Raw genomic sequence first — 25396 nt, 5'->3', positions numbered from 1 at the left:
CACCACGGTAGTGCCGCGACGGGCCCGCGCCCTGCGGGAATGCGGAGCCGCCGCGGAGCGCTTGCTCGGGTGCTGTCCCGTATGGTGAGAAGCACTGCTTCCACCCGATGAAAGGAATCCGCATGGCGCGCATCTTCGACGACATCACCGCCACGATCGGCGGCACGCCCCTCGTGCGCCTCCAGCGGCTCGACGACACCGACGCCACCGTGCTCGTGAAGCTCGAGTCCTTCAACCCCGGCGCATCCGTCAAGGACCGCATCGGCCGCGCGATCATCGACGCCGCCGAGGCCGACGGCTCCCTGAAGCCCGGCGGCACGATCGTCGAGGGCACGAGCGGCAATACCGGCATCGCCCTCGCGATGGTCGGCGCCGCCCGCGGCTACCGCGTAATCCTCTCGATGCCCGAGACGATGTCGGTCGAGCGCCGCGCGATCCTCAAGGCCTACGGCGCCGAGCTCGTGCTCACCCCCGGCCCCGACGGCATGCGCGGCGCCGTCGAGCGCGCCCGCCAGATCGTCGCCGAGACGCCCGGCGCCATCCTCGCCCGGCAGTTCGAGAACGAGGCGAACATCCGCGTGCACCGCGAGACCACCGCCGAGGAGGTCTGGGCCGACACCGACGGCGAGGTCGACATCTTCATCGCGGGCATCGGCACCGGCGGCACCATCACCGGCGCCGGCGGCCGCCTCAAGGAGCTGAACCCCGACATCCGCGTCGTCGCCGTCGAGCCGGCCGACTCGCCGCTGCTGACGAAGGGCCAGGCCGGACCGCACAAGATCCAGGGCCTCGGCGCGAACTTCGTGCCCGAGATCCTCGACACCGGCGTCTACGACGAGGTCGTCGACGTCGAGCTCGACGACGCCGTGCGCGTCGGCCGCGAGCTCGCCGCGACGGAGGGCATCTTCGCGGGCATCTCGTCGGGCGCGATCGTCTGGGCCGCGCTCGAGATCGCGCGCCGCCCCGAGTCGGCGGGCAAGACGATCGTCGCGATCGTCTGCGACACCGGCGAGCGCTACCTGTCGATGCCGATCTACGCCGACCTGGCCTGAGCGGAGGACGGATGGGCCTGCTCAACGTCCGCGAGGACATCGAGAACGCGCGGCGGCACGATCCTGCCGCCCGCGGGGCGCTGTCGATCGCGCTCACCTACTCGACCCTCCACGCCGTGTGGGCCCACCGCGTCAACCACCGCCTCTGGCACGCCGGAGCGCGCTCGATCGCGCGCGCCGGCAGCCAGTTCGCGCGCTTCATGACGGGCGTCGAGATCCACCCGGGCGCGCGGCTCGGGCGGCGGTTCTTCATCGACCACGGCATGGGCGTCGTGATCGGCGAGACCGCCGAGGTCGGCGACGACGTGATGCTCTACCACGGCGTGACGCTCGGCGGCACGGCGAACGCGGCCGTGAAGCGGCACCCGACGCTCGGGCACCGCGTGCTCGTGGGCGCCGGCGCCAAGATCCTCGGGCCGATCGCGCTCGGCGACGACGTGCGGGTCGGCGCGAACGCCGTCGTGCTGCACGACGCGCCCTCCGGGACGACGCTCGTGGGCGTGCCCGCCAAGCCGGTCGCGCGCACGTCGCCCGCCGAGCTGCCGCAGATCGAGTACTCGATCTGAGCCGCTCGCTCTGAGCCGCGGCGGCCGCGCGCCGCGTGCCGGGCTCGCGCCATCGAGTGGCGCCTTGCGCGATCGAGTGGCGCGCTGTGCGGTCGAGTGGCGCCACTCGATCGCCGCAGGCGCCACTCGATGCCGGGAAGCGCCACTCGATGCTGCAGGGCGCCACTCGATCGCCGGGAGCGCCACTCAGGGCGAGGCGGCGCGGAGGGCCAGGTCAGGCGGGGTCGGATGCGGCGGGCCGGTCCGGGGACGCGGGCGCAGCATGCGGGCGCTCGGTGAGCGCGAGGCCCGCCACCGCGACCAGGATCCCGGCGAGGAAGAGGAGCGTCAGCGGGCTCCACGGCTGCGCGCCCGTGGCGATCGCCCAGAGCACGGTGAGGGCGCCGCCGACGCCCGTCCAGACGGCGTAGCCGGTCGCGAGCGGGAGCGTCTGCACGGCCCGCTCGAGGCCGATGAAGCTCGCGATCGCTGCGACGGCGAACACCAGGGTCGGGATCGGTCGGCTGAAGCCCTCCGACTCCCCCATCGCCGTCGCCCAGACGGCCTCGAGCACGGCGCTGCCGAGCAGCACGGCCCACCCGGTGCGGGGGCGCATCTCAGCTCACCAGCTTCAGGCCGACGAGGCAGCCGACGAGCAGCACGAGCAGCAGCGCGCGCACGAGCGTGAGCCGCTCGGCGCCCCGCGCGACCTGCAGCACGACCGTCGCGACGGCGCCGACCCCCACCCACACCGCGTAGGCGGTGCCGGTCGGGATCTCGAGCATCGCCCAGGCGAGACCGCACATCGAGGCGAGCATGGCGGCGGCGAAGAGCACGGTCGGCCGCCAGCGCCGGAAGCCCTGCGACGACTGCATCGCGGCAGCCCAGACGGCCTCGAGGAGGCCGGACGCGATCAGGATCACCCACGACATGACGAGTCCCCACCGGCCGTCTTGTCGCTGTGCGGGTACGGCTCCCTCGTCCGCGGGCCCGCCCTCGGGCTCGTCACCAGGCTACCTGGCGCCATCCGCGTCGGGCAGCGAGGCGTGCGCCCGCCAGGTGGCGAGCGCGAGCCCCACGACGAGCACGATCGCGGCGAGCACGGCGAGCACGGCCCACTCCTCGACCCCCGCCTGGAGGCCGGCGACGAGCGACCCGAGCGCCGCGACCGCCGCGACCGAGGTCGCGAGCCACGTGAGCGGCGTGGCCGCGCGGTGCGAGCGCGCGTAGGCCGTCGCATCCGCCCGCAGCCGCCTGCCGGGCAGGCCGATCGGGCCGGCAGGCGCGATGCGCCCGAGCCCGGCGAGGTGCACGACCACGCCGATCGCGATCGCCGCGAGCGCGAGCGCGAGCGAGCCGAGCGGCATCGCGAGCACCGGTCCCATGCGCTCATCCTGGCATGCTGGCGGCCGCGCGCACCGGGCCGAGGACGGCGGATGCGCGGGGCCCGGCCGCGTCAGCCGGTCTCGACCACGCGGTGCGCCTCGCGCTCCCCCGGCCACTCGAACCCCGCGACGTAGGCGGTGAGCGCCGCGTCGTCGAGCACCACGGACTCCGGCCCGGGCTCGCGACCGTGCGCCCGGTCGAGCAGCGTCGGCAGCGGCGCGCGCACGACCACGAGCTCGCACTCCACCGCCATCGCGCCCAGCCGCATCCGCCACCGATCGCGCACCGCGCGCGTCGACAGCGACGCGTCGAGCACCACGGGGCGGCCGGTGGGCAGCACCCGCTCGAGCAGCTCGAGGAAGTCGGCGTCGATCTGCGCCATGAGCGCCTGCGACGGCCGCCCGTCGCGCACGCCGCGCGCCCAGGCCTCGCGGTCGTACGACAGCATGAGCGCGCCGGCGGCCTCGAGCTCGCGCGCGAGCGTCGACTTGCCCGCGCACGAGGGCCCGCACAGCAGCGTCACCTGGGCCATGGGCGCGAGCCTACGCCCGCGCCCGAGACGCGCCGTGCGGCCCCCGACCGCTCAGCGCAGGTCGATCTGCAGCACCGAGCCCCCGCCCGACGACACCGAGTCGACGGTGACGAAGGCGGAGGTGCCGCGGATCGCCAGGCCGTACGGCGCCGACAGCCCGTCGACGACCGCGTCGTGCATCGAGCCTCCCGGCGTCACCTCGCGCAGCGATCCGACGTGCCCGTCGAAGAAGCTGCCGTCGTCGAGCTGCACGGCGTAGAGCACGCCATCGCGCCAGGCGAGGCTCGTCACCATCGTCAGCCCCGTCGCGTAGGCGGACACCTGCCCGTCGGACGTCACGCGCCAGATGGTCGAGGCGCCCGTCGGGAAGGGGAAGCCGGTCAGCTGCGACACGTAGTACGCGCCGTCAGGCCCCACCGCGACATCCGTCGGCACCGCTTGCGGCGGGATCATCCCGGGACCGAACGGGTTGGGCACGAGGTCGCCGTTGGGGAACACCGCGACCGTGCTCACGCCGTCGTCACCGGCGGTCAGCAGCGTGTTGCCGCCGGCGTCGGTGACCGCCCAGTGCTTCGCGCCGAGCGGGGCGAAGCCTACGGCGTTGCTGTCGGGCGGGTCGTTGCCGTCGGGGTTGCTCGCGACCTCGAAGGCGTTGATGTCCGCCACGAGGGCGAGGTCGTCCGCGGTGAGCGGCGCCGAGCGCAGCGACCCCGTCTGCAGCGTGCCGAAGTCGGCGAACGCGTCGGCCAGGCCGTCGCGCGCCGTCGCCGCGCCGGCCATGCCGCCGATGAGCACGGCGATGCTCGTGCCGCGCACCTGGACGTCGGATGCGCCCAGCACCTCGCCGTTGAAGCCGAGGGCGGGCAGGTCGGTGACGACGCGCCGCTGGCCGGAGCGGCTGACCTCGGTCACCGACCCGGTCATGCCGCAGAGCGCGTACGCGGCGTCGACGCCGGGGATCGGCTCGCACGCGGCCGCGCTGCCGGCCTCGGCGACGTAGAGGGTGTGGCCGGGGCCGATCGACAGCTGGCGCGGGTTGTTGAGCCCGGTCGCCACGGTGACGGGCTCGCCGGGCGGGGCGGCGCTCGCCGGGAGGCCCCCGAGGGCCGCCAGTCCGAGCACGAGGGCGGCGGTGGCCGCGGTCGCTGTCGTCCGGGATCTGCGAGACATGGGACGCTCCTTCGCGAGGTGCGGCCAGGCAGGTGCCGGGGCCGCTGCCGCCAAAGATCCCGCACCCAGGGGGCGCCGACAAGCCCCCGTCTTCCGCGTGCCTTCCGCGCCCGACGGCTACGCGGCGGTGCGGCCGCGAGCGAGCGGCGACGCCGCCATGCCGATCGCGGTCATCGCGAAGCCGGCGCAGACCGCGACGAGCGCGGGCCCGATGCCGATCGCGTCGCCCAGCAGGCCGCCGAGCGGCGCCGCGACGACGATCATGGCGCGGTTGACCGTGCGCATCGTCGCGTTCATCCGCGACTGCATCCGGTCGGGCGTCGCGCGCTGGCGGAGCGCCATCTCGCTCGGGTTCGCGAGCCCCATCGCGACGCCCGTCACCGTCAGCCCGGCGAGCACGAGCCCGACCGCGAGCGAGGCCGACGGCAGCGGCAGCAGCGCGGCCGCCGCGACCATGCCCCACCCGATCGGCATCGTCGCGTGCTCGAGGATCACCGTGCGCGCCATGCCGAGGCGCGCCGCGACGACGCCCGCGAGAACCGTGCCGACGAGCGTCGCGGCGCCCAGCACGCCGAGCGCGAGCCCGAGGCCCGCCGGCCCCGCGTCGAGCTCGAGCAGCACGAGAGGCACGAGCAGCGTCATCGCGGCGCCGTTGCAGAGGAACCACGCGTGCGTCCAGCGCGCGAAGGGGCCGAGCCGCGGATGCCGGTGCACGAAGCGCAGCCCGCCGACGATCGCGCGCCCGAGGCCGGCGGATCGCCGCGGCGCGGGCTCGTCGACCGGGAGCGTCGCGAGCACGCCGCCGACACGAGGTGCGCGGCGGCGGCCGCCAGCAGCGACACCGGAGCGCCGAGCCACGCGATCACCGCGCCCGAGACGGCAGGCCCCGCCGACTGCGCCGCGTTCGAGCCGGCGTCGAGCCGCTGGTGCGCCGGCAGCAGCCGGGCGCGGTCGACGAGCCGCGGCACGAACGCCTGCGACGCGGCGTCGTTCACGAGGCTCGCCGCGCCGAGCAGCACCGCCGCCAGCAGCAGCACCCACAGCGCTCCGCCGCCCGCGAGCCACACCGCCGCGAGGCCGCCGAGCACGAGCGCGCGCACGACGTCGCTCACGAGCATCACGGTGCGCCGGCGCATCCCCTCGACGAGCGCCCCGACGAGCAGCCCGAGCACCACGTAGGGCAGGAACCGCGCCGACGACAGCCAGCCGACCTCGGTCGCTCCCCCGCCGAGGTCGAGCACGACCATCGTCTGCAGCGCGATCACCGCGAGCCCGAGACCCGTCTCGGTCGCGACCTCGACGCTCCAGAAGCGCCAGAACGCGCCGCCCATCCGCTCGCGGGCGGCGGGCGGCCCGCGCACGACCGGGACGCATCCGCCCCGGTCCCGCGCTCACGCCGGGCTCAGGCGTCGCCGCCGAGAGCCGCGAGCCGCGCCTCCTCGTCGGCCTGGATGCACGAGTCGATCACCGGCTGCAGCGCGCCGTCGAGCACGCTGTCGAGGTTGTACGCCTTGAAGCCCGTGCGGTGGTCGGCGATGCGGTTCTCGGGGAAGTTGTAGGTGCGGATGCGCTCCGACCGGTCCATGCCGCGGATCTGCGACCTGCGCGCATCCGACGCCGCCGCGTCGAGCTCCTCCTGCTGCCGCGCGAGCAGCCGGGCGCGCAGCACGCGCATGCCCGCCTCGCGGTTCTGCAGCTGGCTCTTCTCGTTCTGCATCGAGACGGTGATGCCGGTCGGCAGGTGCGTGATGCGCACGGCGGAGTCGGTGGTGTTGACCGACTGGCCGCCGGGGCCGGAGGAGCGGAAGACGTCGATCTTCAGGTCGTTCTGATCGATCTGCACCTCCTCGGGCTCGTCGACCTCGGGGAAGACGAGCACGCCGGTGGTGGAGGTGTGGATGCGCCCCTGCGTCTCGGTCGCGGGCACCCGCTGCACGCGGTGCACGCCGCCCTCGTACTTGAGCGACGCCCAGACGCCCTCCGACGGGTCGCTCGACGAGCCCTTGACGGCGATCTGCACGTCCTTGAAGCCGCCCATGTCGGACGGCGTCGACTCGAGCATCTCGACCTTCCAGCCGCGGCTCGTGGCGTAGTGCGTGTACATGCGCACGAGGTCGGCCGCGAACAGCGCCGACTCCTCGCCGCCCTCGCCGCCCTTGACCTCCATGATCACGTCGCGCCCGTCGTCGGGGTCGCGCGGGATCAGCAGGCGCCGCAGGCGCTCCTCGGCCTGGTGCGCCGCCTCCTCGAGCGAGGGCACCTCCTCGGCGAACGCCTCGTCCTCGCGGGCGAGCTCGCGCGCGGCGGCGAGGTCGTCGGTCGACTGCACCCAGCGCTCGTGCGCGGCCTTGATCTGGCTGAGTTCGGCGTAGCGCCGGTTCACCCGGCGCGCACGGCCCGCATCGGCGTGCAGCGCCGGGTCGGCGAGCTGCAGCTCGAGGTCGGCGTGCTCGGCGATGAGGCCCGAGACCGACTCGAACACGTCAGTCCTTGTCGTGCTGGCCGGGCACCGACTTCGAGACCTTCATCAGGAACTCGACGTTCGACTGCGTCTCCTTGAGCTGCTTGAGCACGAGCTCGAGCGCCTGCTGGGTCTCGAGGCCGGCGAGTGCCCTGCGGAGCTTCCACATGACCTTCGTCTCCTCGACGCCCATGAGCATCTCCTCGCGGCGGGTGCCGGATGCGTTGACGTCGACGGCGGGGAAGATGCGCTTGTCGGCCATCTGGCGCGAGAGGCGGAGCTCCATGTTGCCGGTGCCCTTGAACTCCTCGAAGATCACCTCGTCCATCTTCGAGCCCGTCTCGACGAGCGCGGTCGCGAGGATCGTGAGCGAGCCGCCGTGCTCGATGTTGCGCGCGGCGCCGAAGAACTTCTTCGGCGGGTAGAGCGCGCTCGAGTCGACGCCGCCGGAGAGGATGCGGCCGGAGGCCGGCGCCGACAGGTTGTAGGCGCGGCCGAGGCGGGTGATGCCGTCGAGCAGCACGACGACGTCGTGCCCGAGCTCGACGAGGCGCTTGGCGCGCTCGATCGCGAGCTCGGCGACGATCGTGTGGTCCTCGGCGGGCCGGTCGAAGGTCGACGCGATGACCTCGCCCTTGACGGTGCGCTGGAAGTCGGTGACCTCCTCGGGGCGCTCGTCGACGAGCACGATCATCAGGTGCACCTCGGGGTTGTTCTCGGCGATCGCGTTGGCGATGGCCTGCATCACGAGGGTCTTGCCGGCCTTGGGCGGCGAGACGATGAGGCCGCGCTGGCCCTTGCCGATCGGCGCCACGAGGTCGATCACGCGCGTCGAGAGCTTGTTGGGCGTCGTCTCCAGGCGCAGGCGCTCCTGGGGGTAGAGCGGCGTGAGCTTCGAGAACTCGACGCGGTTCAGCGACTCCTCGACCGTCTGGCCGTTCACCGAGTCGACGCGCACGAGCGCGTTGAACTTCTGGCGGCCCGACTGCTGCTCGCCCTCGCGAGGCTGCTTGATGGCGCCGACGACGGCGTCGCCCTTGCGCAGCCCGTGCTTCTTGACCTGGGCGAGCGAGACGTAGACGTCGTTCTGGCCGGGCAGGTAGCCGGAGGTGCGCACGAACGCGTAGTTGTCGAGCAGGTCGACGATGCCGGCGACGGGCAGCAGCACGTCGTCCTCGTGGATCTCGAGCTCGGCGTCCTGGCCGCTGCGCCCGCGGGTGCGCTCGCGGCCGCGCCCGCGGCGCGAGCCGTCGGCGTCGGCCTGCTGCTGCGCGCGCTGGCCGCCCTGGTCGCGGTCGCGGTCGCCCTGCGCGCGGCCGCCCTGCTCGCGGTCGCCCTGGCGGTCGTTCTGGCCGCGGCCGCGACGGCGGCGCGAGCCGTCCTCGTCGTCCTGCTGCTGCTCGTCGGCCTGCTGGCCGTTCTGGCCGCCCTTGCCGCGGCTGCGACGGCGGCGCGAGGTGCCCTCGCGCTGCTGCTGGTCGTCGCCCTCGGCGTCGGTGCCGGATGCGTCGTCGGCCTGGCGCACGTCGGCCCGCTGGCGGTCGTCCTGGCGCGCGTCGTCTGCACGGGACTCGTCGGCACGGGGCTCGCCGGCACCGGACTCGCCGGCACGGCCGGCGTCGTCGGCCGAGCCGCGCTCGGCGGACTCGGCGGCGGGCTGGTCGGCGGCGCCCTCGGGCGCAGCCGTCGTCTCGTCGGCGCCGGCGTCCTTCGCCTTCGAGCGCGAGCGGCTCGCGCGGGTGCGCGCGGGGCGCTCGGCCTTGGCGGGGGCGTCGTCGCCCTCCGCGGCGGCGGGCGCCTCGTCGGCGGCGGGCTGCGCCGCCTGGACCGGCTGGGCCTCGGCGGCCTCGGCCTGCGGCTGCTCGGCGGCGGCGTCCTCGGCCTGCTGCGCCTTCGTGCGGCGGGTCGAGGCGCGGCGCTTCGGCGCGGCGGCGGTCGCCTGCTCGGCGGGCGCGTCGGCCGTCGCCTGCTCGGCGGGGGCCTCGGCGGTCGCCTGCGGCGCGGGCTGCTCGGCCGGCGCCTCGGCGGCGGCCTCGGCCTTGGCGGCGACCGACGTGGAGGTCGCGCGGCGCGAGCGGCGCTTGGGGGCCTCTGCGGCGGGGGCGGTCGCGCCGTCGTCGGTCGCGGGGATGCTGTCGATGGTCTCGCTGGTCATTGCGCGAGCGCTCCTTCAATGTCGGCCCGCGCGCGATGCTCGCGGGCGTGGGACCATGTCTCCCGCTGCGCTCACGGCCGTGGAGCGGTCGTCGGGCGCATCAGATTGCGGAGAGAGGAGTCAGATGCTCCCCCGCCGGGCTAGGCCACGGCGCTGCTGGGGATGGGCTCCACTGTACCACCGCGGATGTCGACGGCGAGCAGGCGCGCGTGCCACCCGCCGGCCGCGCCGCCGGGCCGCTCCTCGACGATCCTGGCCGCCTCGAGGCGGGCCGCCGGGTCGCTCGCGAGCACGAGCACCGAGGGCCCCGCGCCCGACACGACGGCCGCGTGGCCCGCGGCGCGCAGCTCGCGCACGAGCGCGCTCGTCTCGGGCATCGCGCTCGCCCGGTAGGCCTGGTGGAGGCGGTCCTCGGTGGCGTCGAAGAGCAGCTCGGGGCTCTGCGTGAGCGCGGCGACGAGCAGCGCCGAGCGCGAGAGGTTGAAGACGGCGTCGGCGTGCGGCACCGCGTCGGGCTGCAGGCTGCGGGCGAGCGACGTCGACATCGTCGCCTCGGGCACGGCGACGAGCAGCGAGACGCCGCGGTGCACGGCGAGCTGCTTGTGCCGGGGGCCGGTCTCGTCGACCCACGCGATGGTGAGGCCGCCGAAGATGGCGGGCGCGACGTTGTCGGGGTGGCCCTCGAGCTCGGTGGCCCAGCGCAGCACATCCTCGTCGGTGACGTCGACGACGCCCTCGAGGAGGCCCTTCGCGGCGAGCACGCCGGAGACGATCGCGGCGCCGGAGGAGCCCATGCCGCGGCCGTGCGGAATGGCGTTGGTCGCGGTGATGCGCAGCCCCGGCGCCTCGACGCCGACGCGGTCGAGCACGTGCAGCAGCGAGCGGGCGACGAGGTTCGTCTCGTCGGTGGGCACGCCGTGCTCGCCGTCGGCGCCGACGCCCGTGACGTCGACGCGCACGCCGGCCTCGGTCGCGGTCACCTCGAGCTCGTCGTGCACGTTGAGCGCGAGCCCGAGCGTGTCGAAGCCCGGGCCGAGGTTGGCGCTCGTCGCCGCCACGCGCACGCGCACGCTGCGGCCGACCGGCACCCGGGCCCCGGGCTCGGCCGCCGTCATGCCAGACCCAGCATCTGGGCGACCTGCGCGGTGTCGGCATCGGCCGACTCCGGCCGGGCCTCGGAGCCGTCGTCGAGCCGCAGCCCGTAGGCGGCGTCCTTCAGGCCGTGGCCGGTGACGGTGAGCGCGATGGTCGAGCCGGCCGGGATCTCGCCGGCCGAGTGCCGCTCGAGCAGGCCCGCGACCGAGATGGCCGAGGCCGGCTCGACGAAGACGCCGGTCGACGAGGCGAGGAGCCGCTGCGCGCGCAGGATCGCCGCGTCGTCGATGGCGCCGATGAAGCCGCCCGACTCGTCGCGCGCGTCGATCGCCTGCTGCCACGAGGCGGGGTTGCCGATCCGGATGGCCGTGGCGACCGTGTCGGGCTCGCGCACGACCTCGCCGCGCACGATGGGGGCCGCGCCCGCCGCCTGGAACCCGAGCATCCGGGGCCGCTTCGTGGCCATGCCCGTCGTCTCGGCGAGCGAGTAGCCGCGCCAGTAGCTCGTGATGTTGCCGGCGTTGCCGACCGGGATGCAGTGGATGTCGGGGGCGTCGCCCAGCACGTCGACGATCTCGAGCGCCGCGGTCTTCTGGCCCTCGATGCGGTCGTCGTTCACCGAGTTCACCAGGTGCACCGGATAGCGGTCGGCGAGCTCCTTCGAGATCTCGAGGCAGTCGTCGAAGTTGCCGCGGATCTGCACGATGCGCGCGCCGTGCACGACCGACTGCGCGAGCTTGCCCATCGAGATCCTGCCCTCGGGCACCAGCACGATCGCCTGGATGCCGGCCGCCGCCGCGTAGGCCGCCGCGGCGGCCGAGGTGTTGCCGGTCGACGCGCACGCGATCGCCTTCGCGCCGCGCTCGACGGCGCGCGAGACGGCGACGGTCATGCCGCGGTCCTTGAACGAGCCGGTCGGGTTCAGCCCCTCGAACTTCACGAGCACGCGCGCGTCGGTCATGGCCGACAGCGCCTTCGACTCGATGAGCGGCGTGCCGCCCTCGCCGAGCGTGACGACCGTCGACGCATCCGTCACGCCGAGCACGTCGGCCCACTCGTGCAGCACGCCTCGCCACTGGTTGCGTGAACCCTGCTTCGCCATCTTGATGCCTCCTAGTCGATGAGCCGGATCACGCTGTCGATCCGCTCCACGTCGGTGTGCGCCGCGAGCGCCTCGAGCACGGCCGCGATGCGGCCCTCGGTCGCGGTGTGGGTGCCGAGCACGAGCGACGCCGAGCCGTCGCCCGGATCCTGCCGCACCGACTCGACCGAGACGTCGTGCTCGGCGAAGAGGCCCGCGACCGCGGCGAGCACGCCCGGCCGGTCGGCGACGGTGAGCCCGAGCTCGTGCCGCGCGAGCACCTCGTCGAAGGGCGCGATCGCCAGATCGGCGTGCGTCGACGCCGGGCCGCCCGGGCCGCCGAGCACGTGCCGGCGCGCGATCGAGACGAGGTCGCCGAGCACCGCCGACGCCGTCTCGGGGCCGCCGGCGCCCGCGCCGTAGAACATGAGGTCGCCCGCGGCCTCGGCGGTGACGAAGATCGCGTTCTTCGCCTCGTGCACGGCGGCGAGCGGATGCGTCGACGGCAGCGAGACGGGATGCACGCGGGCCGAGACGCGGTCGCCCGCGTCGCCCTCGAGGCGCTCGCAGATGGCGACGAGCTTGAGCACCCGGCCCGTGCGCTCCGCCTGCTGCACCATCGCATCCGTCACCCCGGTGATGCCCTCGCGGTGCACGCACGCGGCGGGCACCTCGGTGTGGAAGGCGAGGGAGGCGAGGATCGTCGCCTTCGAGGCGGCGTCGTAGCCCTCGATGTCGGCGGTCGGGTCGGCCTCGGCGTAGCCGAGCGCCGTCGCGGTCGCGAGCGCGTCCTCGAGCGTGGAGCCCTCGGTGTGCATGCGGTCGAGGATGAAGTTGGTGGTGCCGTTGACGATGCCCATCACGCGCAGCACGCGGTCGCCGGCGAGCGACTGCTCGAGCGGCCGGATGATGGGGATGGCGCCGCCGACGGCCGCCTCGTAGGCGACCTGCGCCCCGACGGTCTCGGCCGCCTGGAAGAGCTCCGGGCCGTGCGCGGCGACGAGGGCCTTGTTGGCGGTGACGACGTCGGCGCCGGCCGCGAGCGCGTCGAGCAGCAGGGTGCGCGCCGGCTCGATGCCGCCGAGCAGCTCGACGACGACGTCGGCGCCCGCGACGAGCGTCGCGAGGTCGGTCGTGAGCAGCTCGCGCGGCAGCTCGACGTCGCGCTTCGCGTCGACGTCGCGCACGCCGATGCCGACGAGCTCGAGCGGCGCGCCGACGCGGGCGGCGAGCTCGTCGCCGTGCTCGAGCAGGATGCGCGCGACCTGCGCGCCGACGCTGCCGGCGCCGAGCAGCGCGATGCGGAGGCTGCGGTACGAGTTCATGCGGCTCCGTCGTCGGTGGTGGCGGATGCGTGGCGTCCGGCGGGGCGCTCGAGGCCCGCGTCGCGGGCGAGCAGGTCGTCGATCGACTCGCGCCGCACGAGCGCGCGCACCTCCCCGTCGCGCACGGCGAGCACGGGCGGGCGCGGCGCGAGGTTGTAGTTGGAGGCGAGCGAGTGGCAGTAGGCGCCGGTCGCGGCGACGGCGAGCAGGTCGCCGGGGGCGACGTCGCCGGGCAGCCACTCGGCGTCGACGACGATGTCGCCCGACTCGCAGTGGCGTCCGGCGACCCGCACGAGCGCCGGCTCGGCGTCGCTCGAGCGGGAGGCGATCCGGGCCGAGTACTGCGCGCCGTAGAGCGCGGGGCGCGGGTTGTCGCCCATGCCTCCGTCGACCGAGACGTACGTGCGCGTGCCCTCGCCGAGGCGCACGGGCTTCACGGTGCCGACGGTGTAGACGGAGATGCCCGCCGGGCCGACGATCCAGCGGCCGGGCTCGATCGCGATGCGGGGCACCGGGATGCCGAGCTCGTCGGCGGCGGTGCGCACCGCGTCGGCGAGCCCGGCGGCGATCGCCTCGATCGGCTCGGGGCTGTCGGCGGCGGTGTAGGCGATGCCGAACCCGCCGCCGAGGTTGAGCTCGGGCAGCTGGCCGTCGGCGCCGAGGCTCGCGTGCAGGGCGAGCATGCGGCGGGCCGACTCGGCGAAGCCGTCGGCGTCGAAGATCTGCGAGCCGATGTGCGTGTGGAGGCCGACGAGCTCGAGGCCCGGCAGCTCGCGGATGCGCGCGACGAGCGCCGGCGCCTCGTCGAGCGGCACGCCGAACTTCTGGTCCTCATGGCTCGTGGCGAGGAACTCGTGCGTCGACGCGTGCACGCCCACCGAGATGCGCAGCCGCACCCGCTGCACGCGGCCCGCGCGCTCGGCGGCCGCGGCGACGCGCTCGGCCTCGATGGGCGAGTCGAGCACGAAGGTGCCCACGCCCGCCTCGACGCCCGCCGCGATCTCGGCCTCGCTCTTGTTGTTGCCGTGGAACCCGATGGCCGCCGGCTCGACGCCCGCGCGCAGCGCGACGGCGAGCTCGCCGCCGGTGGCCACGTCGAGCACGAGGCCCTCCTCGCGCATCCACCGCGCCACGTCGGCGGTGAGCAGCGCCTTGCCGGCGTAGTAGACGTCGACGCGCGCGTCGCCGAACGCGGCTTCGAACGCGAGGCGGATGCGCCGGGCCCGGTCGCGCACGACGGCCTCGTCGACCAGCAGGAACGGGGTGCCGTGCTCGGCCGCGATCGCGCGCACGTCGGCGCCGCCGACGTGCAGGGCGCCGTCGACGCGCTCGGCGGAGGCGGGCCACACCCCCTCGACGAGGGCGTCGGCGTCGGCTGCGTCGGGCAGCTGCGGGGCGAGCGGATGCGGCACGGGGACTCCGTCCGGGTGGTTGCTGTGGGCCTGACGAGCAGGCGGCGTCTGCGCTTGTGGCGCTGCCCTCCATCCTACGGAACGCGCGTGCGCGCTCCGGCGCGGTCGTGACGCCGCGTGACGCGGGCGCGCTCGTGCGGCGCGCGCCGGGTGGCACGGTTCGAGGACGGATCGTGGTTGCGCCCACGAGCCGAGGACGCGCCGTCCTCGTTCCGCGACGCATCCTCGACCGGTGACCGGCGGGTAGCGTGCTGGCGTGCCCTCCCCCGATGCAGCCTGGTTCGAGCGCGACCCCGTCGAGCTCGCGCCGCTGCTGCTCGGCGGCGTGCTGCGGCGGGCGGATGCGTCGGGCGCCGTCGCGCTGCGCCTCACCGAGGTGGAGGCCTACCGCGGCAGCGACGACCCGGGCGCCCACACGTTCCGGGGGAAGACGGCCAGGAACGCCACGATGTTCGGCCCCGGCGGACACGTGTACTGCTACTTCACCTACGGCATGCACCACGCGGTGAACATCGTCGCGGGCCCCGCGGGCTCCGGCTGGGGCGTGCTCGTGCGCGCCGGCGAGGTCGTCGAGGGCGCCGAGCTCGCGGCCGAACGGCGGCACGTGCGCCGCGCGACGCGCATCGCGGGCGAGCTCGCGCGCGGACCGGGCAACGTGGCCCAGGCACTCGGTGCGACGCTCGCCGACGACGGCGCGGCGTTCGCCGACGACTCCCCCGCGCAACCAGCAGGGCCGGAGGCCCGTGCTGGGATGACCGCCGCCTGGTCGTTCACCCCCGCCGACGCCCCGCCCGCCTTCCGCACGGGCCCGCGCGTGGGCGTCAGCGGTCCCGGCGGCGACGCATCCGCCTTCCCGTGGCGCTTCTGGATCCCGGGCGAGCCGAGCGTCTCGGCCTACCGCGCGGCAGCGCCGCGCACGCGTCGCGCCTGACGCCGCCGCCCCGCTGGTCGAGCCGGTCCGTGCGCGAAGCGCGCGGCCCGAGTCGAGACCACTCCGGCGCCGCCACTCCGCTGGTCGAGCCGGTCCGTGCGCGCAGCGCGCGGCCCGAGTCGAGACCACCCCGTCGCCGCCACTCCGCTGGTCGAGCCGGTCCGTGCGCGCAGCGCGCGGACCGAGTCGAGACCACTCCGGCGCCCGCCACTCCGCTGGTCGAGCCGGTCCGTGCGCGCAGCGCGCGGACCGAGTCGAGACCACTCCGTCGCCGCCACTCCGCTGGTCGAGCCGGTGACGTCCCGCTGAGTGGTGGAGTTTGTCGACACCGTGCGGGTCAGTTGGTTCATTATGCGGCGGCGAGTTCGGGGATGGCTACCTCCTCGTGTTCGGCGGTCAGCAGTGCCATGGAGCGTTCGCTGAAGTAGCGGCGGTCGGCGCCGTCCCATTCGTCGTGCTGCTCGATGAGGACGTGGCCTGCCAGGCGCAGCAGCGCGGCGGGGTTGGGGAAGGTGCCGACCACGTCGGTGCGGCGCTTGATCTCCTTGTTGACGCGCTCGAGCGGGTTCGTGGACCAGATCTGTCGCCAGTGCGCGACCGGGAACTGCCTGAACGCGAGCAGGTCGTCGCGGGCGTCGTCGAGCATCGCGGCGATCTTCGGGTGGGAGCGGGTGAGCATCGCGGCGACCTCTCCGAACTGGCCCAGCACGTGCTCGGCGTCCGGCTGGGCGAAGATCGTGCGGATGATCGAGGCGACCATCGGCCCGGCCGTCTTCGGCACGTTCGAGAGCACGTTGCGCATGAAGTGAACGCGGCAGCGCTGCCAGGAGGCGCCGGCGAACACGGCCTCGATCGCCGCGATCAGGCCGGTGTGGGCGTCGGAGATGACCAGCTGCACGCCGCCGAGCCCGCGCGCCTTCAACGACCGCAGGAACGTGGTCCAGAACGGCTGCGACTCGGTCTCGCCGACCTCGAAGCCGAGGATCTCGCGGCGCCCGTCCGCGGCCACGCCGACGGCGACCACGATCGCCTGCGACACCACCCGGCGGCCCACCCGCGCCTTGCAGTAGGTGGCGTCGAGGAACACGTACGGGTACGCCTGCCCGGCCAGCGGCCGGTCGCGGAACGCGGCGACGTCCTCGTCGAGGTTGGCGCAGATGCGAGACACCTCGGACTTGGAGATGCCGGTGTCGGCGCCGAGCGCCTTGACGAGATCGTCGACCTTGCGGGTGGAGACGCCGTGCACGTACGCCTCCATCACCACCGCGAACAGCGCCTGGTCGACGCGGCGGCGCCGCTCCAGCAGCGACGGGAAGAACGATCCCTGCCGCAGCTTCGGGATCCGCAGGTCGAGCTCGCCCGCCGTCGTCGTGAGCGTGCGCGGGCGGGCGCCGTTGCGCTGCGCCACCCGGTCCGGGCTGCGCTCGAACGGGGCCGCGCCGATGAACGCGGCCGCCTCCGCATCGATCAGCTCCTGGTAGAGCGTCTCGGTCGCGGACCGGATCCGATCGGTGACATCGGTGAGTTTCAGCTCCCCGAGGAGCTCGAGGAGGGCAGACTGGTCAAGAGCCATCGTGCGTTGTGTCCTTCTGTGAGTAGCTTTAGTCGGTTCTCACTGACCATCGCACGATGGCTCACCACGTCAACGACGTGACACTCAGCACCGAGAACTACACCACCCCAGGGGACGTCACCGGTCGAGCCGGTCCGTGCGCGCAGCGCGCGGACCGAGTCGAGACCACTCCGGCGCACGCTGCGACACCTGGTCTCGACTCGCGCAGCGGCCTCCGGCCGCCGCTCGGCTCGACCGGCGGGGGCCGGCTCTGCTACATCCGCTCCGGCGCGCCCACGCCGACCGTCGACAGCGCCGTGCGCAGCACCTGACCGGTCGCGTCGTTCAGCCACAGGCGCGTGCGGTGCAGCGCCGTGACCTCCTCGTCGCCCTGCGGCGCGACGCGGCACGCGTCGTACCAGCGGTGGTACAGCCCCGCGAGCTCCTCGGCGAAGCGCGCGACGCGGTGCGGCTCGCGCAGCTCGGCGGCCTGCGCGAGCACGCGCGGGAAGTCGGCGAGGGCGCCGAGCAGCGCCGACTCCGACTCGTGCGTCAGCAGCGACGGGTCGAACTCGCTGCGGTCGACGCCGGCCGCGACCGCGTTCCGCGCGACGGCCGACATGCGGGCGTGCGCGTACTGCACGTAGTAGACGGGGTTGTCGTTCGTGCGCTGCGTGAGCAGCTCGAGGTCGATGTCGAGGGGCGTGTCGGCGCTCGAGCGCACGAGCGCGTAGCGGGCCGCGTCGACGCCCACCGCGTCGACGAGGTCCTCCATCGTCACGATCGTGCCCGCGCGCTTCGACATGCGCACCGGCACACCCTCGCGCATGAGGTTGACCATCTGGCCGATGAGGATCTCGAGGTGCTGGTGCGGGGTGTCGCCGAAGGCGGCGCACATCGCCATCATGCGGCCGACGTAGCCGTGGTGGTCGGCGCCGAGCATGATGATGTTCTGCTCGAAGCCGCGCTCGCGCTTGTTCTGGTAGTAGCCGAGATCGCCGGAGAAGTAGGCGGGGGCGCCGTTGGAGCGCACGATCACGCGATCCTTGTCGTCGCCGAAGTCGGTGGTGCGCAGCCAGAGCGCGCCGTCCTCCTCGAAGACGTGGCCGCGCTCGCGCAGCACGTCGATCGCGCGCTGCACCGAGCCGTCGGACTGCACCTGGTGCTCGTGGAAGTAGACGTCGAAGTCGACGCCGAACTCGTGCAGGTCGCGCTTGATCTCGGCGAACATGAGCGCGACGCCGCGCTCGCGGAACGTCTCCTGCAGCGTCTGGTCGTCGAGGTCGAGCAGGTCGCCGTCGTACGAGTCGTCGACGCGCTTGGCGATCTCAGCGATGTAGGCGCCGCCGTAGCCGTCCTCGGGGGTCGGCTCGCCGCGGAAGGCCGCGATGAGGCTCTTCGCGAAGCGGTCGATCTGCGCGCCGTGGTCGTTGAAGTAGTACTCGCGGGTGACGAGCGCGCCCTGCTTCTCGAGCACCCGGCCCAGGCTGTCGCCGACGGCGGCCCAGCGGGTGCCGCCCATGTGGATGGGCCCGGTCGGGTTGGCCGAGACGAACTCGAGGTTGATGCGCACGCCCGCGAGGGTCTCGCCGGAGCCGTACGCGTCGCCCGCCTCCACGATTGTGCGGGCCAGCTCGCCCGCCGCGCCGGCCGCGAGCGTCAGGTTGATGAAGCCGGGACCGGCGACGTCGGCGCGCTCGATGCCATCGACCGCGGCCAGCTCGGCGGCGACCTCCTCGGCGAGCTCGCGCGGCGCGACGCCGGCCTTCTTCGCGAAGCGCATCGCGGCGTTCGTCGCCCAGTCGCCGTGGTCGCGGTTGCGGGGCCGCTCGAGCACGATGTCGCCCGCGCCGACCTCCACCTCGGCCACTCGTCGCGCGACCGCGGAGCGGACGGCGGCGTGCACGATGGCGGAGATCTCAGAAGGCTGCATGGCCTCGATCGTAGTCCGCGCGCCGCCCGCGCCCGGTCGCGGGCGACCCCTAGCCTGGGGCCATGTCTGCCCTGAGCCCGTCGGCCCCGGCCGCCCCGCGCATCCGCCGTCTCCTCCCTGCCGTCGTCGTGGCGGCCGCGACGGCGCTGGCGCTCACGGGCTGCGAGCCGGGCGTCTTCGCGCCGAGCGAGACCCCCGGGGCCTCGGCGACGGCGACCGAGTCGGCCGAGCCGACGCCCACGCCGACCGCCTCGGAGGTCGTGCCCTCGCCCACGCCGACGCCGGCGCCCACGGGCAGCGATCTGCCGACGACGCCGCCCATCGCGGGCGAGCTGCCCTGCACCGACGTGCTGAGCGCCGAGCAGCTCTACGAGTTCAACCCCAACTTCGCCGCCACCGCCGAGGAAGGCACGCTGCCGGGCGCGATCGGCGACATCGCCGACGCGGGCGGCACCGTCTGCGCCTTCCAGCACGTCACGGGCCCCGACCGTCTCGTGATCGGCGTGCTGCAGCAGGCCGACGGCTTCACGGCGGTCGAGTTCCAGAGCGTGGGCGACCTGGGCGTCGCCACCTCGATCGAGGGCGACCTCGCGATCGCTGCCGCCTCGCAGTACTTCGGCGCCGCGCAGGATGCGCAGCCGGTCATCGACGACGTCGCGGCGAACCTGCAGTAACTCCGCGACCGCTGGGCCCCGCTGGTCGAGCCGACGGCCGCAGGCCGTCGAGTCGAGACCACCAGCTTCCCGCCGGTCGAGCCGAGACCACCCGCCCGTCTACGCGATCCGCACCCGCGCGCCCACGTCGTCGACCGCGCCCTCCTCGAGCGCATCGTCGCTCGCCCGCACCATCACCGACTGCAGCACCACGGGGCTCCGCATCGTCGTCGCCCAGGCCGTCTCGAGCGCATCCGCCCCGGTCGCGATGCGGATGAGGCTCTGCCGAGGGGCGAGGCCGGTCGCGTCGACCACCCACCACTCGCCGTCGAGGTGCACCTCGGCGACCGCGTGGAAGTCGGGCGGCTGCAGCCCGGGCGCGTAGACGCCGACGTAGCGGGCGGGGATGCCCGCGGCGCGCGCGAGCCCGATCATGACGTGCGCGTAGTCACGGCACATGCCGCCGCTCTTCTCGAGCGACGTGACCGCGGTGTCGTCGATGCCCGACAGCGCCGGCGAGTAGGTGAAGCCGCGCGCGATCCACTGGCGCATCGCCGCGATCGCGTCGAAGCCCGCGACGCGGCCGAACCGCTCGTCGACGAAGCCGCGGAGCGCGCTGGCCTCGACGTAGCGGGAGTCCTCGAGGTAGCGCGCCGGGTCGCCGTCGTCGAGCGGCCGGGTGAGCCCCTCGAGGCTCGTGCGCACGTCGACGTCGAGCCGGCCCGCGGGCGCCGTGAACAGCAGCTGCCGCGTGTCGTGCGCAGCGGGCGCGATCTGCCACTCGAGAGGAGCGCCGTCGACGCTCACCGAGATCTGGTCATCGGATGCGTAGGCCTCGGCAGGCAGGACGAGCAGGTTGACGTCGGTCTCGCCCACGAGGGACATGGAGAAGGTGGCGTGGGCGGTGCGCATTTGAGTGCGATCCTCCCACAGGCCGCGCCTCCGCTACACGCTGCTGAAGGTGTCGATGATACTGAGGGCTGCGGGGCCGATGATAACAATGAACAGCACCGGCATGATGCAGAGGATCAGCGGCATCAGCACCTTCACCGGCACCTGCTGCGCCTTCATCTCCGCGCGCTGTCGTCGCTTGAGACGCATCTCGGCCGCCTGCGTTCGGAGCACATCGCCCACCGAGATGCCGTTTGCGTCCGCCTGCATGATCGCTCGCACGAACTGACGCAGATCGCTCACGCGGGTCCGATTCGCAAGGTCCGCGAAAGCGTCTCTTCGAGGCTTGCCCATCCTCATGTCCTGCAGTGTGCGAGTCAGCTCCTGAGCGAGCACGCCCTTTCCGTTGCTTGCCGCACGCGACATCGCAGCGTCGAAGGCCAGGCCGGCCTCGACGGCGATGGTCATCTGATCGAGGGTGTCGGCCAGCTCCAACTCCATCTGCTGATCACGCGTCAGCCCCCGGTTGTACAGCAAGAGATCGGGAAGGAAGTAGCCGACCAGTCCCACTCCAGCGGCGAGCAGCACGAGCGGTCTGTCGGCGCGCGACGCGATCAGCAACACGACGACGATTGTCACGGCAGGCACTAGCCCGAGCTTCACGAGCAGCAGGCGGTCGACGGTCCAATCCGACGGTCGGCCCGCTCGCGCGTGCTGGCGGTCGAGCAGATCAACGAGCGCACGGGGCGTGAGGCGCCGGGCGAGCTGCAAGAGGGTCTCCGAGCGCGCTGAGGCCATCTCAGCGCCCGAGCTGTCACCTCGCCGCAGGTTCGCAAGGCTACGAGCGCGGGTGGGGCTGACAGAGACCGCGAGCGTCCAGGCAAGCGCGGCCAGCGCAGTCGCGACGAGCAGCGCTGGTAGCAGCGCTTCGGCTGACATCAGAACTTCACCTCGACCGTCTTCTTCATCCAGAGGCCACCGATGATGAGCAGCACGACGCCCACCACCATCATGCCGATACCGATCGGCGAGGTCAGCAAGGGCGCAAGGTATCCCGGATTCGTCAGGAGCATCAGGGCCCCGACTCCGAACGGCAAGAACATGAGGATCATCGCGGAGAGCTTCCCCTCAGCGCTCAGCCCCTCGACGTGGCGGCGGATCTGCCCGCGCTCACGGATGGTCGCTGCGACGCCATCGAGCACCTCGGCAAGGCTGCCACCGACCTCGCGGTTGATTGCGATGGCCTGCACGGCCCACCCGAAATCTTCGCTCTTCATGCGGTCTGCGACGACCTCAAGCGAGGTCACCACGGGACGGCCCACGCGCGCCTCATTCACCGCGCGCGCGAACTCCGTCGCCGTGGGCTCCTCGGAGTCGCGCGTGACCGAGGCGAGCGCCTGCATCGTGCTGTAGCCAGCCCGGAGGTTCGATGCCATGAGCTGCAGCGTTCCGTCGAGCTGCTGGCCGAACTGCTTCCGTCGACGCTCGGTGCGAAAGCGCAGCACCAGCGCGGCCACCAATGGCGCCGACGCGACGACCACGAGCGCGAGCCAACCGCCCCCGAGCAGGAGCACGAGAGCCCCGGCGACAACGCCGCAGACAGCCGTCAAGAAGGCGAAGTCCTGCGGTCGACTCTTCACTCCCGCGAGGTCGAGCACCATCGCGAGCGTGTGTCCGCGTCGACCGATCAGACGGCCCATGAGCGTCGTCGCTGCCTCAGCCGCTTCCGCGAGCACACCGTCATCGTGACGCTCGAACGGTCGGCGCCGGCTGCGGGGCAGCCGCACGCGGCCCGGATCGGCGACGACGAATGCCGCGACAGCCATACCGAGGGCGACGACGAACGCGACGACTGCCGGACTCATCGCAGGGCGCGATCTTCGAAGGCGTCAGCGGGAAGCCGGATCCCGAGGTCCTGGAGACGCTCAGAGAACTTCGGGCGTACGCCCGTTGGGCGCGGTACGCCCAGGAATCGGCCGGACTCGTCGGTGCCCGCGGCGAAGTCGAAGGCAAAGACGTCTTGGAGCGTCACCACCTGCCCCTCCATGCCAACCACCTCCGTGACCGCGACGACTCGGCGAGTGCCGTCACGGAGTCGATCGAGCTGCACGATCAGGTCGACAGCAGAAGCGATCTGCTCGCGGATCGCTCGGAGTGGCAGATCCATCCCTGCCATGAGGACCAGTGTCTCCAGTCGCGAGATGGCGTCGCGGGGGCTGTTCGCGTGGACGGTGGACAGCGAGCCGTCATGACCCGTGTTCATGGCCTGCAGCATGTCGAGCGTCTCGCCGCCGCGAACCTCGCCGACGACGATCCGATCGGGTCTCATGCGGAGCGAGTTGCGCACGAGATCACGGATCGTGATCTCGCCCTTCCCTTCGCTGTTCTGCGGGCGGGACTCGAGACGAACGATGTGATCCTGCTGCAGCTGTAGCTCCACCGCATCCTCGATGGTGATGATGCGTTCGCGGTCGGGGATGAACGACGAGAGCACGTTGAGCAGCGTCGTCTTTCCTGTTCCGGTACCGCCCGAGACGATGATGTTGAGCTTTCCGTGCACGCACGCTTCGAGCAGCCGCGCCATGGGAGAGGTCAACGTCCCGAACCGGATGAGATCCGCGACCTTGAAGGGGTCCTTGGCGAACTTGCGGATCGTGAGGGTCGAACCGGTGAAAGCCAGTGGCGGAATGATCGCGTTGACGCGCGATCCGTCCTCGAGCCGGGCGTCGACCATTGGCGACGACTCGTCGATCCGGCGACCGATCCGCGTCACGATGCGCTCGATGATCTGGCGCAGGTGCTGCTCGGAGGTGAACCGGACAGGGGCACGCGTGATCTTGCCGTCGCGCTCGACGTACACGTAATCCGGGCCGTTCACCATGATCTCGGTGACCGCGACGTCGTCGAGCAGCTTCTGGAGAGGTCCGAGTCCGAGCACGTCGGCTCGAACCTCGGTGATCAGGCGCTGGCGCTCTTCGCCGGTCAGAGGCGCCTGTTCAGCCTCGACCACGCGATGCAGCTCGTCCCGAACAAGCTGATGCAGCTGCTCCTCGGAGAGATTGGGGTCGTTGAGGCGCGTGCCGATCCGCGCGTACAGAGCGACCGCCGCGCGCTGCTTCACTCGGGCGAGACCATCGCTCTCACCGTCGGCCTGAACAAGAGGCTCCGTCGGCTCAGCGTCCGCCGGCGCTTCCGTAGCGGGTTCTGCAGGCAGCGGCGACGCGACCCGGGCCGCCCGCCGTGTTCCGGCTGACGCAACCTGCGTCGCGGGCTGTGGCTTCTGGGCGGCCAGCCGCTCGCTGAGCGAGCTCACCGTCGGCTCCCGGAGGCGCGAATCCCTGAGAAGTGCACTATCAGCTGGCCCAGTTGCCGGGCCACGGGATCCCGCGGCCGCTGCAGGACCAAGGGGGTTCCGGTGTTGAGCGATGAGGTGACGGCTCTCGAGAAGGGCACCGTGATGTCCACTCGAGTGCGAATCGTCGCTTCGACATCCGAGACGGACAGGCCGGACTTGGAGTCTGCGAAGTTCAACAGCACCTGCCGTGCGTTGTTCAGCATGCCCAGCTCACGCAGGGTATCGACTTCCTTGCGCAGGCCACGAGCACCGGTCACGTCGAACGTCGTGAGCAGCACCGGATCGGTGGTCTGATCGAGGGCCGCGAGTGTGCGCGGCTCCAGTCCAGCTGCGGTGTCCACCACGACATAGCGGAACTGCATCGCCAGCATGCTGAGCAGGGCGCCCACCTGGTCCGGCGTCACGGAGTCCGCAGCGACTGGGCTTTCCGGAGCGCAGACCACCGAGAGCCCCGAGTCGTGGAGCGAGAGATGCGTCTTGAGCGCGATCGGATCCCGTAGCGCTGCACCGTGGACGACGTCTTCGAGCGTGAACTCCGGCTCGAGACCGAGCGCAGTCGCGACGTCACCGAACTGCACGTCGAGATCGACGAGCACCGTGGAGCCGGGCGCCGTCCTCGCGAGTCCGACGGCGAGGTTCGTCGCGATCGTAGTCTTCCCTGCGCCCCCCTTGGGAGACAGCACAGTGATCACCTTGGCGGGAACGGCCGCGATCGTGTGCGGCGCATTGTCCCCTGCGGCACCGCGACGCACCCGCACAGCCGCGTGGACGCGCTCCAGCGTCGACCGAAGCAGGTCGGCATCAACGTCAGGCGGCAGCACGTCTCGAGCACCCACACGCAGCGCCGCGATTGCGAGCGCGTCGGGGTCGCCGATGAGCACGACACCGGTGCCCGGCAGCTCCAGATCGAATCTGGCAGCAAGGCCCAGCGCGTGCTCCGGGTTGTCGGTGGCGTCGAGCACGACGACGTCAGGCAGCGACGATTGTCCCGCACGTGCGATCAGATCCGCAGGCGCCGACTCCAGCACGTCGCCGACAGCTAGCGCCACGCAGGCCCCGTCAGACGCTTCGAGAACCCGCTCATGCAACTCGTTAGAGTCCGATGACAGGAGCACATTGCTCATCCGAAGACCTCCTCAGGCGTGACGACGCGCGTGCCGCCCTCGGGCACCTCCGCGCCCTCGAGGGACAGCCATACCGAACCGAACTCTTGGCTGAACACCACGAGCTCGGAGTCTGCAGCAGACAACGCGAGTGTCACGATCAGGGTGTCCGCCGCCGCTTCCTCGACCTCTTCACCACTCTCGTCGGTGGTGATGGATGACCCACCGTGCACAGCAGTGACAAGTACCTTGTGCAGCAGCAGGCGCGTCATGTCCGCCTCCGCGTCCGAACCGTCTGGACCACTTCCTGTCACCGTGCCCGAGACGAACACGGCGACAGTTTGGCCCGGCCGCAGCTCACCCCCGATGACCCGTTGCCGGTCCAGCTGGATGGAGAGCTGATGCATGTCAAGAGGAACTTCGAACTCGCCGTCCAAGGTCTCGGGTTCCACGAATCGGGAAGCGAGTAGCTGCTCCCCTGGCAGAAGGTCGGTGCTGGCGATCAAGCCCGCGACATCGGCCAGATCGGTGACCGCTCCAGGCACCACGACTCCCTGCGGGATCTCGGAGACCACGACCGATCGAGCGATCGCGTCCGCCGCGGTGCCGGCTTCGATGGGTTCGGCCACGACAAGCACCTGAGTCGGGGTCATCCGAGCCATCGCTCGGGAGTCGGCTCCGGCAGCGTAGAGGTATGTGAGCACTCCCCCGACGGCGGCTATCAGCAGTGCGACGAGCGCGACGATCAGTCTGCGGATCATCGT

General features: G+C 72.7%; 25 protein-coding genes and 1 riboswitch. Of the genes, 4 read left to right on the top strand and 21 right to left on the bottom strand.

Annotation, left to right across the window (positions count from 1 at the left end; translation table 11 throughout):
* The first annotated feature begins 122 nt into the window (after window positions 1–122).
* On the top strand, window positions 123–1052 hold the full coding sequence (cysK, locus tag FQ330_RS10175; RefSeq protein WP_146357269.1) for a cysteine synthase A: 930 nt from the start codon (window positions 123–125) through the stop codon (window positions 1050–1052).
* Window positions 1053–1063: 11 nt separating this feature from the next.
* Window positions 1064–1618: a serine O-acetyltransferase EpsC gene (gene epsC / locus FQ330_RS10170; protein WP_128190145.1), complete on the top strand. Its 555-nt coding sequence runs from the start codon at window positions 1064–1066 to the stop codon at window positions 1616–1618.
* A gap of 214 nt (window positions 1619–1832) precedes the next feature.
* Here epsC and FQ330_RS10165 read toward each other — a convergent pair whose 3' ends face one another.
* From FQ330_RS10165 to lysA, 13 genes are all read right to left on the bottom strand, one after another.
* A complete protein-coding gene (locus FQ330_RS10165; protein WP_146357267.1) occupies window positions 1833–2213 on the bottom strand; it encodes a DMT family transporter in 381 nt (126 codons plus the stop codon).
* Between the two features lies 1 nt (window position 2214).
* On the bottom strand, window positions 2215–2529 hold the full coding sequence (locus tag FQ330_RS10160) for a DMT family transporter (RefSeq protein ID WP_146357265.1): 315 nt from the start codon (window positions 2527–2529) through the stop codon (window positions 2215–2217).
* 11 nt (window positions 2530–2540) lie between these two features.
* A riboswitch (guanidine-III (ykkC-III) riboswitch) is annotated at window positions 2541–2604 on the bottom strand.
* A gap of 6 nt (window positions 2605–2610) precedes the next feature.
* A complete protein-coding gene (locus tag FQ330_RS10155; protein ID WP_146357263.1) occupies window positions 2611–2982 on the bottom strand; it encodes a hypothetical protein in 372 nt (123 codons plus the stop codon).
* A 71-nt stretch (window positions 2983–3053) separates the two neighbouring features.
* Window positions 3054–3515, bottom strand: coding sequence for an AAA family ATPase (locus tag FQ330_RS10150; RefSeq protein ID WP_146357261.1), 462 nt, complete (start codon window positions 3513–3515; stop codon window positions 3054–3056).
* Between the two features lie 51 nt (window positions 3516–3566).
* Complete coding sequence (locus FQ330_RS10145) at window positions 3567–4685, bottom strand: ScyD/ScyE family protein (protein WP_146357259.1); 1119 nt, start codon at window positions 4683–4685, stop codon at window positions 3567–3569.
* A 117-nt stretch (window positions 4686–4802) separates the two neighbouring features.
* Window positions 4803–5327: an MFS transporter gene (locus FQ330_RS10140; RefSeq protein ID WP_146357257.1), complete on the bottom strand. Its 525-nt coding sequence runs from the start codon at window positions 5325–5327 to the stop codon at window positions 4803–4805.
* The gene (locus tag FQ330_RS10135; protein WP_146357255.1) at window positions 5324–6046 is read right to left on the bottom strand and encodes an MFS transporter; all 723 of its coding nucleotides are present in this window, start codon (window positions 6044–6046) and stop codon (window positions 5324–5326) included. The genes FQ330_RS10140 and FQ330_RS10135 overlap by 4 nt, the downstream gene beginning before the upstream one ends.
* A 41-nt stretch (window positions 6047–6087) precedes the next feature.
* Window positions 6088–7167, bottom strand: coding sequence for a peptide chain release factor 1 (prfA, locus tag FQ330_RS10130; RefSeq protein WP_128188978.1), 1080 nt, complete (start codon window positions 7165–7167; stop codon window positions 6088–6090).
* 1 nt (window position 7168) lies between these two features.
* Window positions 7169–9301 (bottom strand): transcription termination factor Rho, encoded by a 2133-nt coding sequence (gene rho / locus FQ330_RS10125; protein ID WP_146357253.1) that lies wholly within the window; start codon window positions 9299–9301, stop codon window positions 7169–7171.
* Window positions 9302–9441: 140 nt separating this feature from the next.
* Window positions 9442–10416 carry a homoserine kinase gene (thrB, locus tag FQ330_RS10120; RefSeq protein ID WP_146357251.1) on the bottom strand — a complete coding sequence of 325 codons (975 nt, stop codon included), beginning with the start codon at window positions 10414–10416 and terminating at the stop codon, window positions 9442–9444.
* Window positions 10413–11498, bottom strand: a complete 1086-nt coding sequence (gene thrC / locus FQ330_RS10115) for a threonine synthase (protein ID WP_128188981.1) — start codon at window positions 11496–11498, stop codon at window positions 10413–10415. Before thrC ends, thrB begins: the two co-directional genes overlap by 4 nt.
* Before the next feature lie 11 nt (window positions 11499–11509).
* Window positions 11510–12802: a homoserine dehydrogenase gene (locus tag FQ330_RS10110; protein ID WP_128188982.1), complete on the bottom strand. Its 1293-nt coding sequence runs from the start codon at window positions 12800–12802 to the stop codon at window positions 11510–11512.
* Window positions 12799–14214 carry a diaminopimelate decarboxylase gene (gene lysA, locus FQ330_RS10105; RefSeq protein WP_146357249.1) on the bottom strand — a complete coding sequence of 472 codons (1416 nt, stop codon included), beginning with the start codon at window positions 14212–14214 and terminating at the stop codon, window positions 12799–12801. The genes FQ330_RS10110 and lysA overlap by 4 nt, the downstream gene beginning before the upstream one ends.
* A gap of 256 nt (window positions 14215–14470) precedes the next feature.
* Here lysA and FQ330_RS10100 point away from each other — a divergent pair, with 256 nt between their 5' ends.
* Window positions 14471–15145 (top strand): DNA-3-methyladenine glycosylase, encoded by a 675-nt coding sequence (locus FQ330_RS10100; RefSeq protein ID WP_146357247.1) that lies wholly within the window; start codon window positions 14471–14473, stop codon window positions 15143–15145.
* Window positions 15146–15494: 349 nt separating this feature from the next.
* Here the strand turns inward: FQ330_RS10100 and FQ330_RS10095 are convergent, their stop codons facing one another.
* Window positions 15495–16718, bottom strand: a complete 1224-nt coding sequence (locus tag FQ330_RS10095; protein WP_146357245.1) for an IS256 family transposase — start codon at window positions 16716–16718, stop codon at window positions 15495–15497.
* Window positions 16719–16971: 253 nt separating this feature from the next.
* On the bottom strand, window positions 16972–18630 hold the full coding sequence (gene argS / locus FQ330_RS10090) for an arginine--tRNA ligase (RefSeq protein ID WP_146357243.1): 1659 nt from the start codon (window positions 18628–18630) through the stop codon (window positions 16972–16974).
* Window positions 18631–18692: 62 nt separating this feature from the next.
* Here argS and FQ330_RS13345 point away from each other — a divergent pair, with 62 nt between their 5' ends.
* Window positions 18693–19304, top strand: coding sequence for a hypothetical protein (locus FQ330_RS13345; protein ID WP_192575918.1), 612 nt, complete (start codon window positions 18693–18695; stop codon window positions 19302–19304).
* A 99-nt stretch (window positions 19305–19403) separates the two neighbouring features.
* On the opposite strand, the gene FQ330_RS10080 is transcribed toward FQ330_RS13345, so the two are convergent.
* Genes FQ330_RS10080 through cpaB form a run of 6 tightly spaced genes read right to left on the bottom strand, consistent with a single transcriptional unit; the run spans window position 19404 to window position 25393 of the window.
* The gene (locus FQ330_RS10080) at window positions 19404–20195 is read right to left on the bottom strand and encodes a transglutaminase-like domain-containing protein (RefSeq protein WP_146357241.1); all 792 of its coding nucleotides are present in this window, start codon (window positions 20193–20195) and stop codon (window positions 19404–19406) included.
* 33 nt (window positions 20196–20228) lie between these two features.
* Window positions 20229–21113, bottom strand: a complete 885-nt coding sequence (locus tag FQ330_RS10075) for a type II secretion system F family protein (RefSeq protein ID WP_146357239.1) — start codon at window positions 21111–21113, stop codon at window positions 20229–20231.
* Window positions 21113–22039 carry a type II secretion system F family protein gene (locus FQ330_RS10070; protein WP_146357237.1) on the bottom strand — a complete coding sequence of 309 codons (927 nt, stop codon included), beginning with the start codon at window positions 22037–22039 and terminating at the stop codon, window positions 21113–21115. The genes FQ330_RS10075 and FQ330_RS10070 overlap by 1 nt, the downstream gene beginning before the upstream one ends.
* Complete coding sequence (locus FQ330_RS10065; protein WP_146357235.1) at window positions 22036–23487, bottom strand: CpaF family protein; 1452 nt, start codon at window positions 23485–23487, stop codon at window positions 22036–22038. The genes FQ330_RS10070 and FQ330_RS10065 overlap by 4 nt, the downstream gene beginning before the upstream one ends.
* Window positions 23484–24653 carry an AAA family ATPase gene (locus FQ330_RS10060; protein WP_146357233.1) on the bottom strand — a complete coding sequence of 390 codons (1170 nt, stop codon included), beginning with the start codon at window positions 24651–24653 and terminating at the stop codon, window positions 23484–23486. The genes FQ330_RS10065 and FQ330_RS10060 overlap by 4 nt, the downstream gene beginning before the upstream one ends.
* Entirely contained in the window at window positions 24650–25393 is a 744-nt protein-coding gene (cpaB, locus tag FQ330_RS10055) for a Flp pilus assembly protein CpaB (RefSeq protein WP_146357231.1), read from the bottom strand. Before cpaB ends, FQ330_RS10060 begins: the two co-directional genes overlap by 4 nt.
* Window positions 25394–25396: the final 3 nt, after the last annotated feature.

It is taken from the genome of Agrococcus sediminis (genome assembly GCF_007923295.1).
Taxonomy (GTDB): Bacteria; Actinomycetota; Actinomycetes; order Actinomycetales; family Microbacteriaceae; genus Agrococcus; species Agrococcus sediminis.
The sequence above is the reverse complement of the archived record's forward strand: the minus strand, read 5'-3'. Positions and strand labels throughout refer to the sequence as shown.

Coding starts and splice junctions, on each gene's coding strand:
- cysK (WP_146357269.1), top strand. CDS start 123: ATGGCGCGCATCTTCGACGACATCACCGCCACGATCGGCGGCACGCCC.
- epsC (WP_128190145.1), top strand. CDS start 1,064: ATGGGCCTGCTCAACGTCCGCGAGGACATCGAGAACGCGCGGCGGCAC.
- FQ330_RS10165 (WP_146357267.1), bottom strand. CDS start 2,213: ATGCGCCCCCGCACCGGGTGGGCCGTGCTGCTCGGCAGCGCCGTGCTC.
- FQ330_RS10160 (WP_146357265.1), bottom strand. CDS start 2,529: ATGTCGTGGGTGATCCTGATCGCGTCCGGCCTCCTCGAGGCCGTCTGG.
- FQ330_RS10155 (WP_146357263.1), bottom strand. CDS start 2,982: ATGGGACCGGTGCTCGCGATGCCGCTCGGCTCGCTCGCGCTCGCGCTC.
- FQ330_RS10150 (WP_146357261.1), bottom strand. CDS start 3,515: ATGGCCCAGGTGACGCTGCTGTGCGGGCCCTCGTGCGCGGGCAAGTCG.
- FQ330_RS10145 (WP_146357259.1), bottom strand. CDS start 4,685: ATGTCTCGCAGATCCCGGACGACAGCGACCGCGGCCACCGCCGCCCTC.
- FQ330_RS10140 (WP_146357257.1), bottom strand. CDS start 5,327: ATGACGCTGCTCGTGCCTCTCGTGCTGCTCGAGCTCGACGCGGGGCCG.
- rho (WP_146357253.1), bottom strand. CDS start 9,301: ATGACCAGCGAGACCATCGACAGCATCCCCGCGACCGACGACGGCGCG.
- thrB (WP_146357251.1), bottom strand. CDS start 10,416: ATGACGGCGGCCGAGCCCGGGGCCCGGGTGCCGGTCGGCCGCAGCGTG.
- thrC (WP_128188981.1), bottom strand. CDS start 11,498: ATGGCGAAGCAGGGTTCACGCAACCAGTGGCGAGGCGTGCTGCACGAG.
- FQ330_RS10110 (WP_128188982.1), bottom strand. CDS start 12,802: ATGAACTCGTACCGCAGCCTCCGCATCGCGCTGCTCGGCGCCGGCAGC.
- FQ330_RS10095 (WP_146357245.1), bottom strand. CDS start 16,718: ATGGCTCTTGACCAGTCTGCCCTCCTCGAGCTCCTCGGGGAGCTGAAA.
- argS (WP_146357243.1), bottom strand. CDS start 18,630: ATGCAGCCTTCTGAGATCTCCGCCATCGTGCACGCCGCCGTCCGCTCC.
- FQ330_RS13345 (WP_192575918.1), top strand. CDS start 18,693: ATGTCTGCCCTGAGCCCGTCGGCCCCGGCCGCCCCGCGCATCCGCCGT.
- FQ330_RS10080 (WP_146357241.1), bottom strand. CDS start 20,195: ATGCGCACCGCCCACGCCACCTTCTCCATGTCCCTCGTGGGCGAGACC.
- FQ330_RS10075 (WP_146357239.1), bottom strand. CDS start 21,113: ATGTCAGCCGAAGCGCTGCTACCAGCGCTGCTCGTCGCGACTGCGCTG.
- FQ330_RS10070 (WP_146357237.1), bottom strand. CDS start 22,039: ATGAGTCCGGCAGTCGTCGCGTTCGTCGTCGCCCTCGGTATGGCTGTC.
- FQ330_RS10060 (WP_146357233.1), bottom strand. CDS start 24,653: ATGAGCAATGTGCTCCTGTCATCGGACTCTAACGAGTTGCATGAGCGG.
- cpaB (WP_146357231.1), bottom strand. CDS start 25,393: ATGATCCGCAGACTGATCGTCGCGCTCGTCGCACTGCTGATAGCCGCC.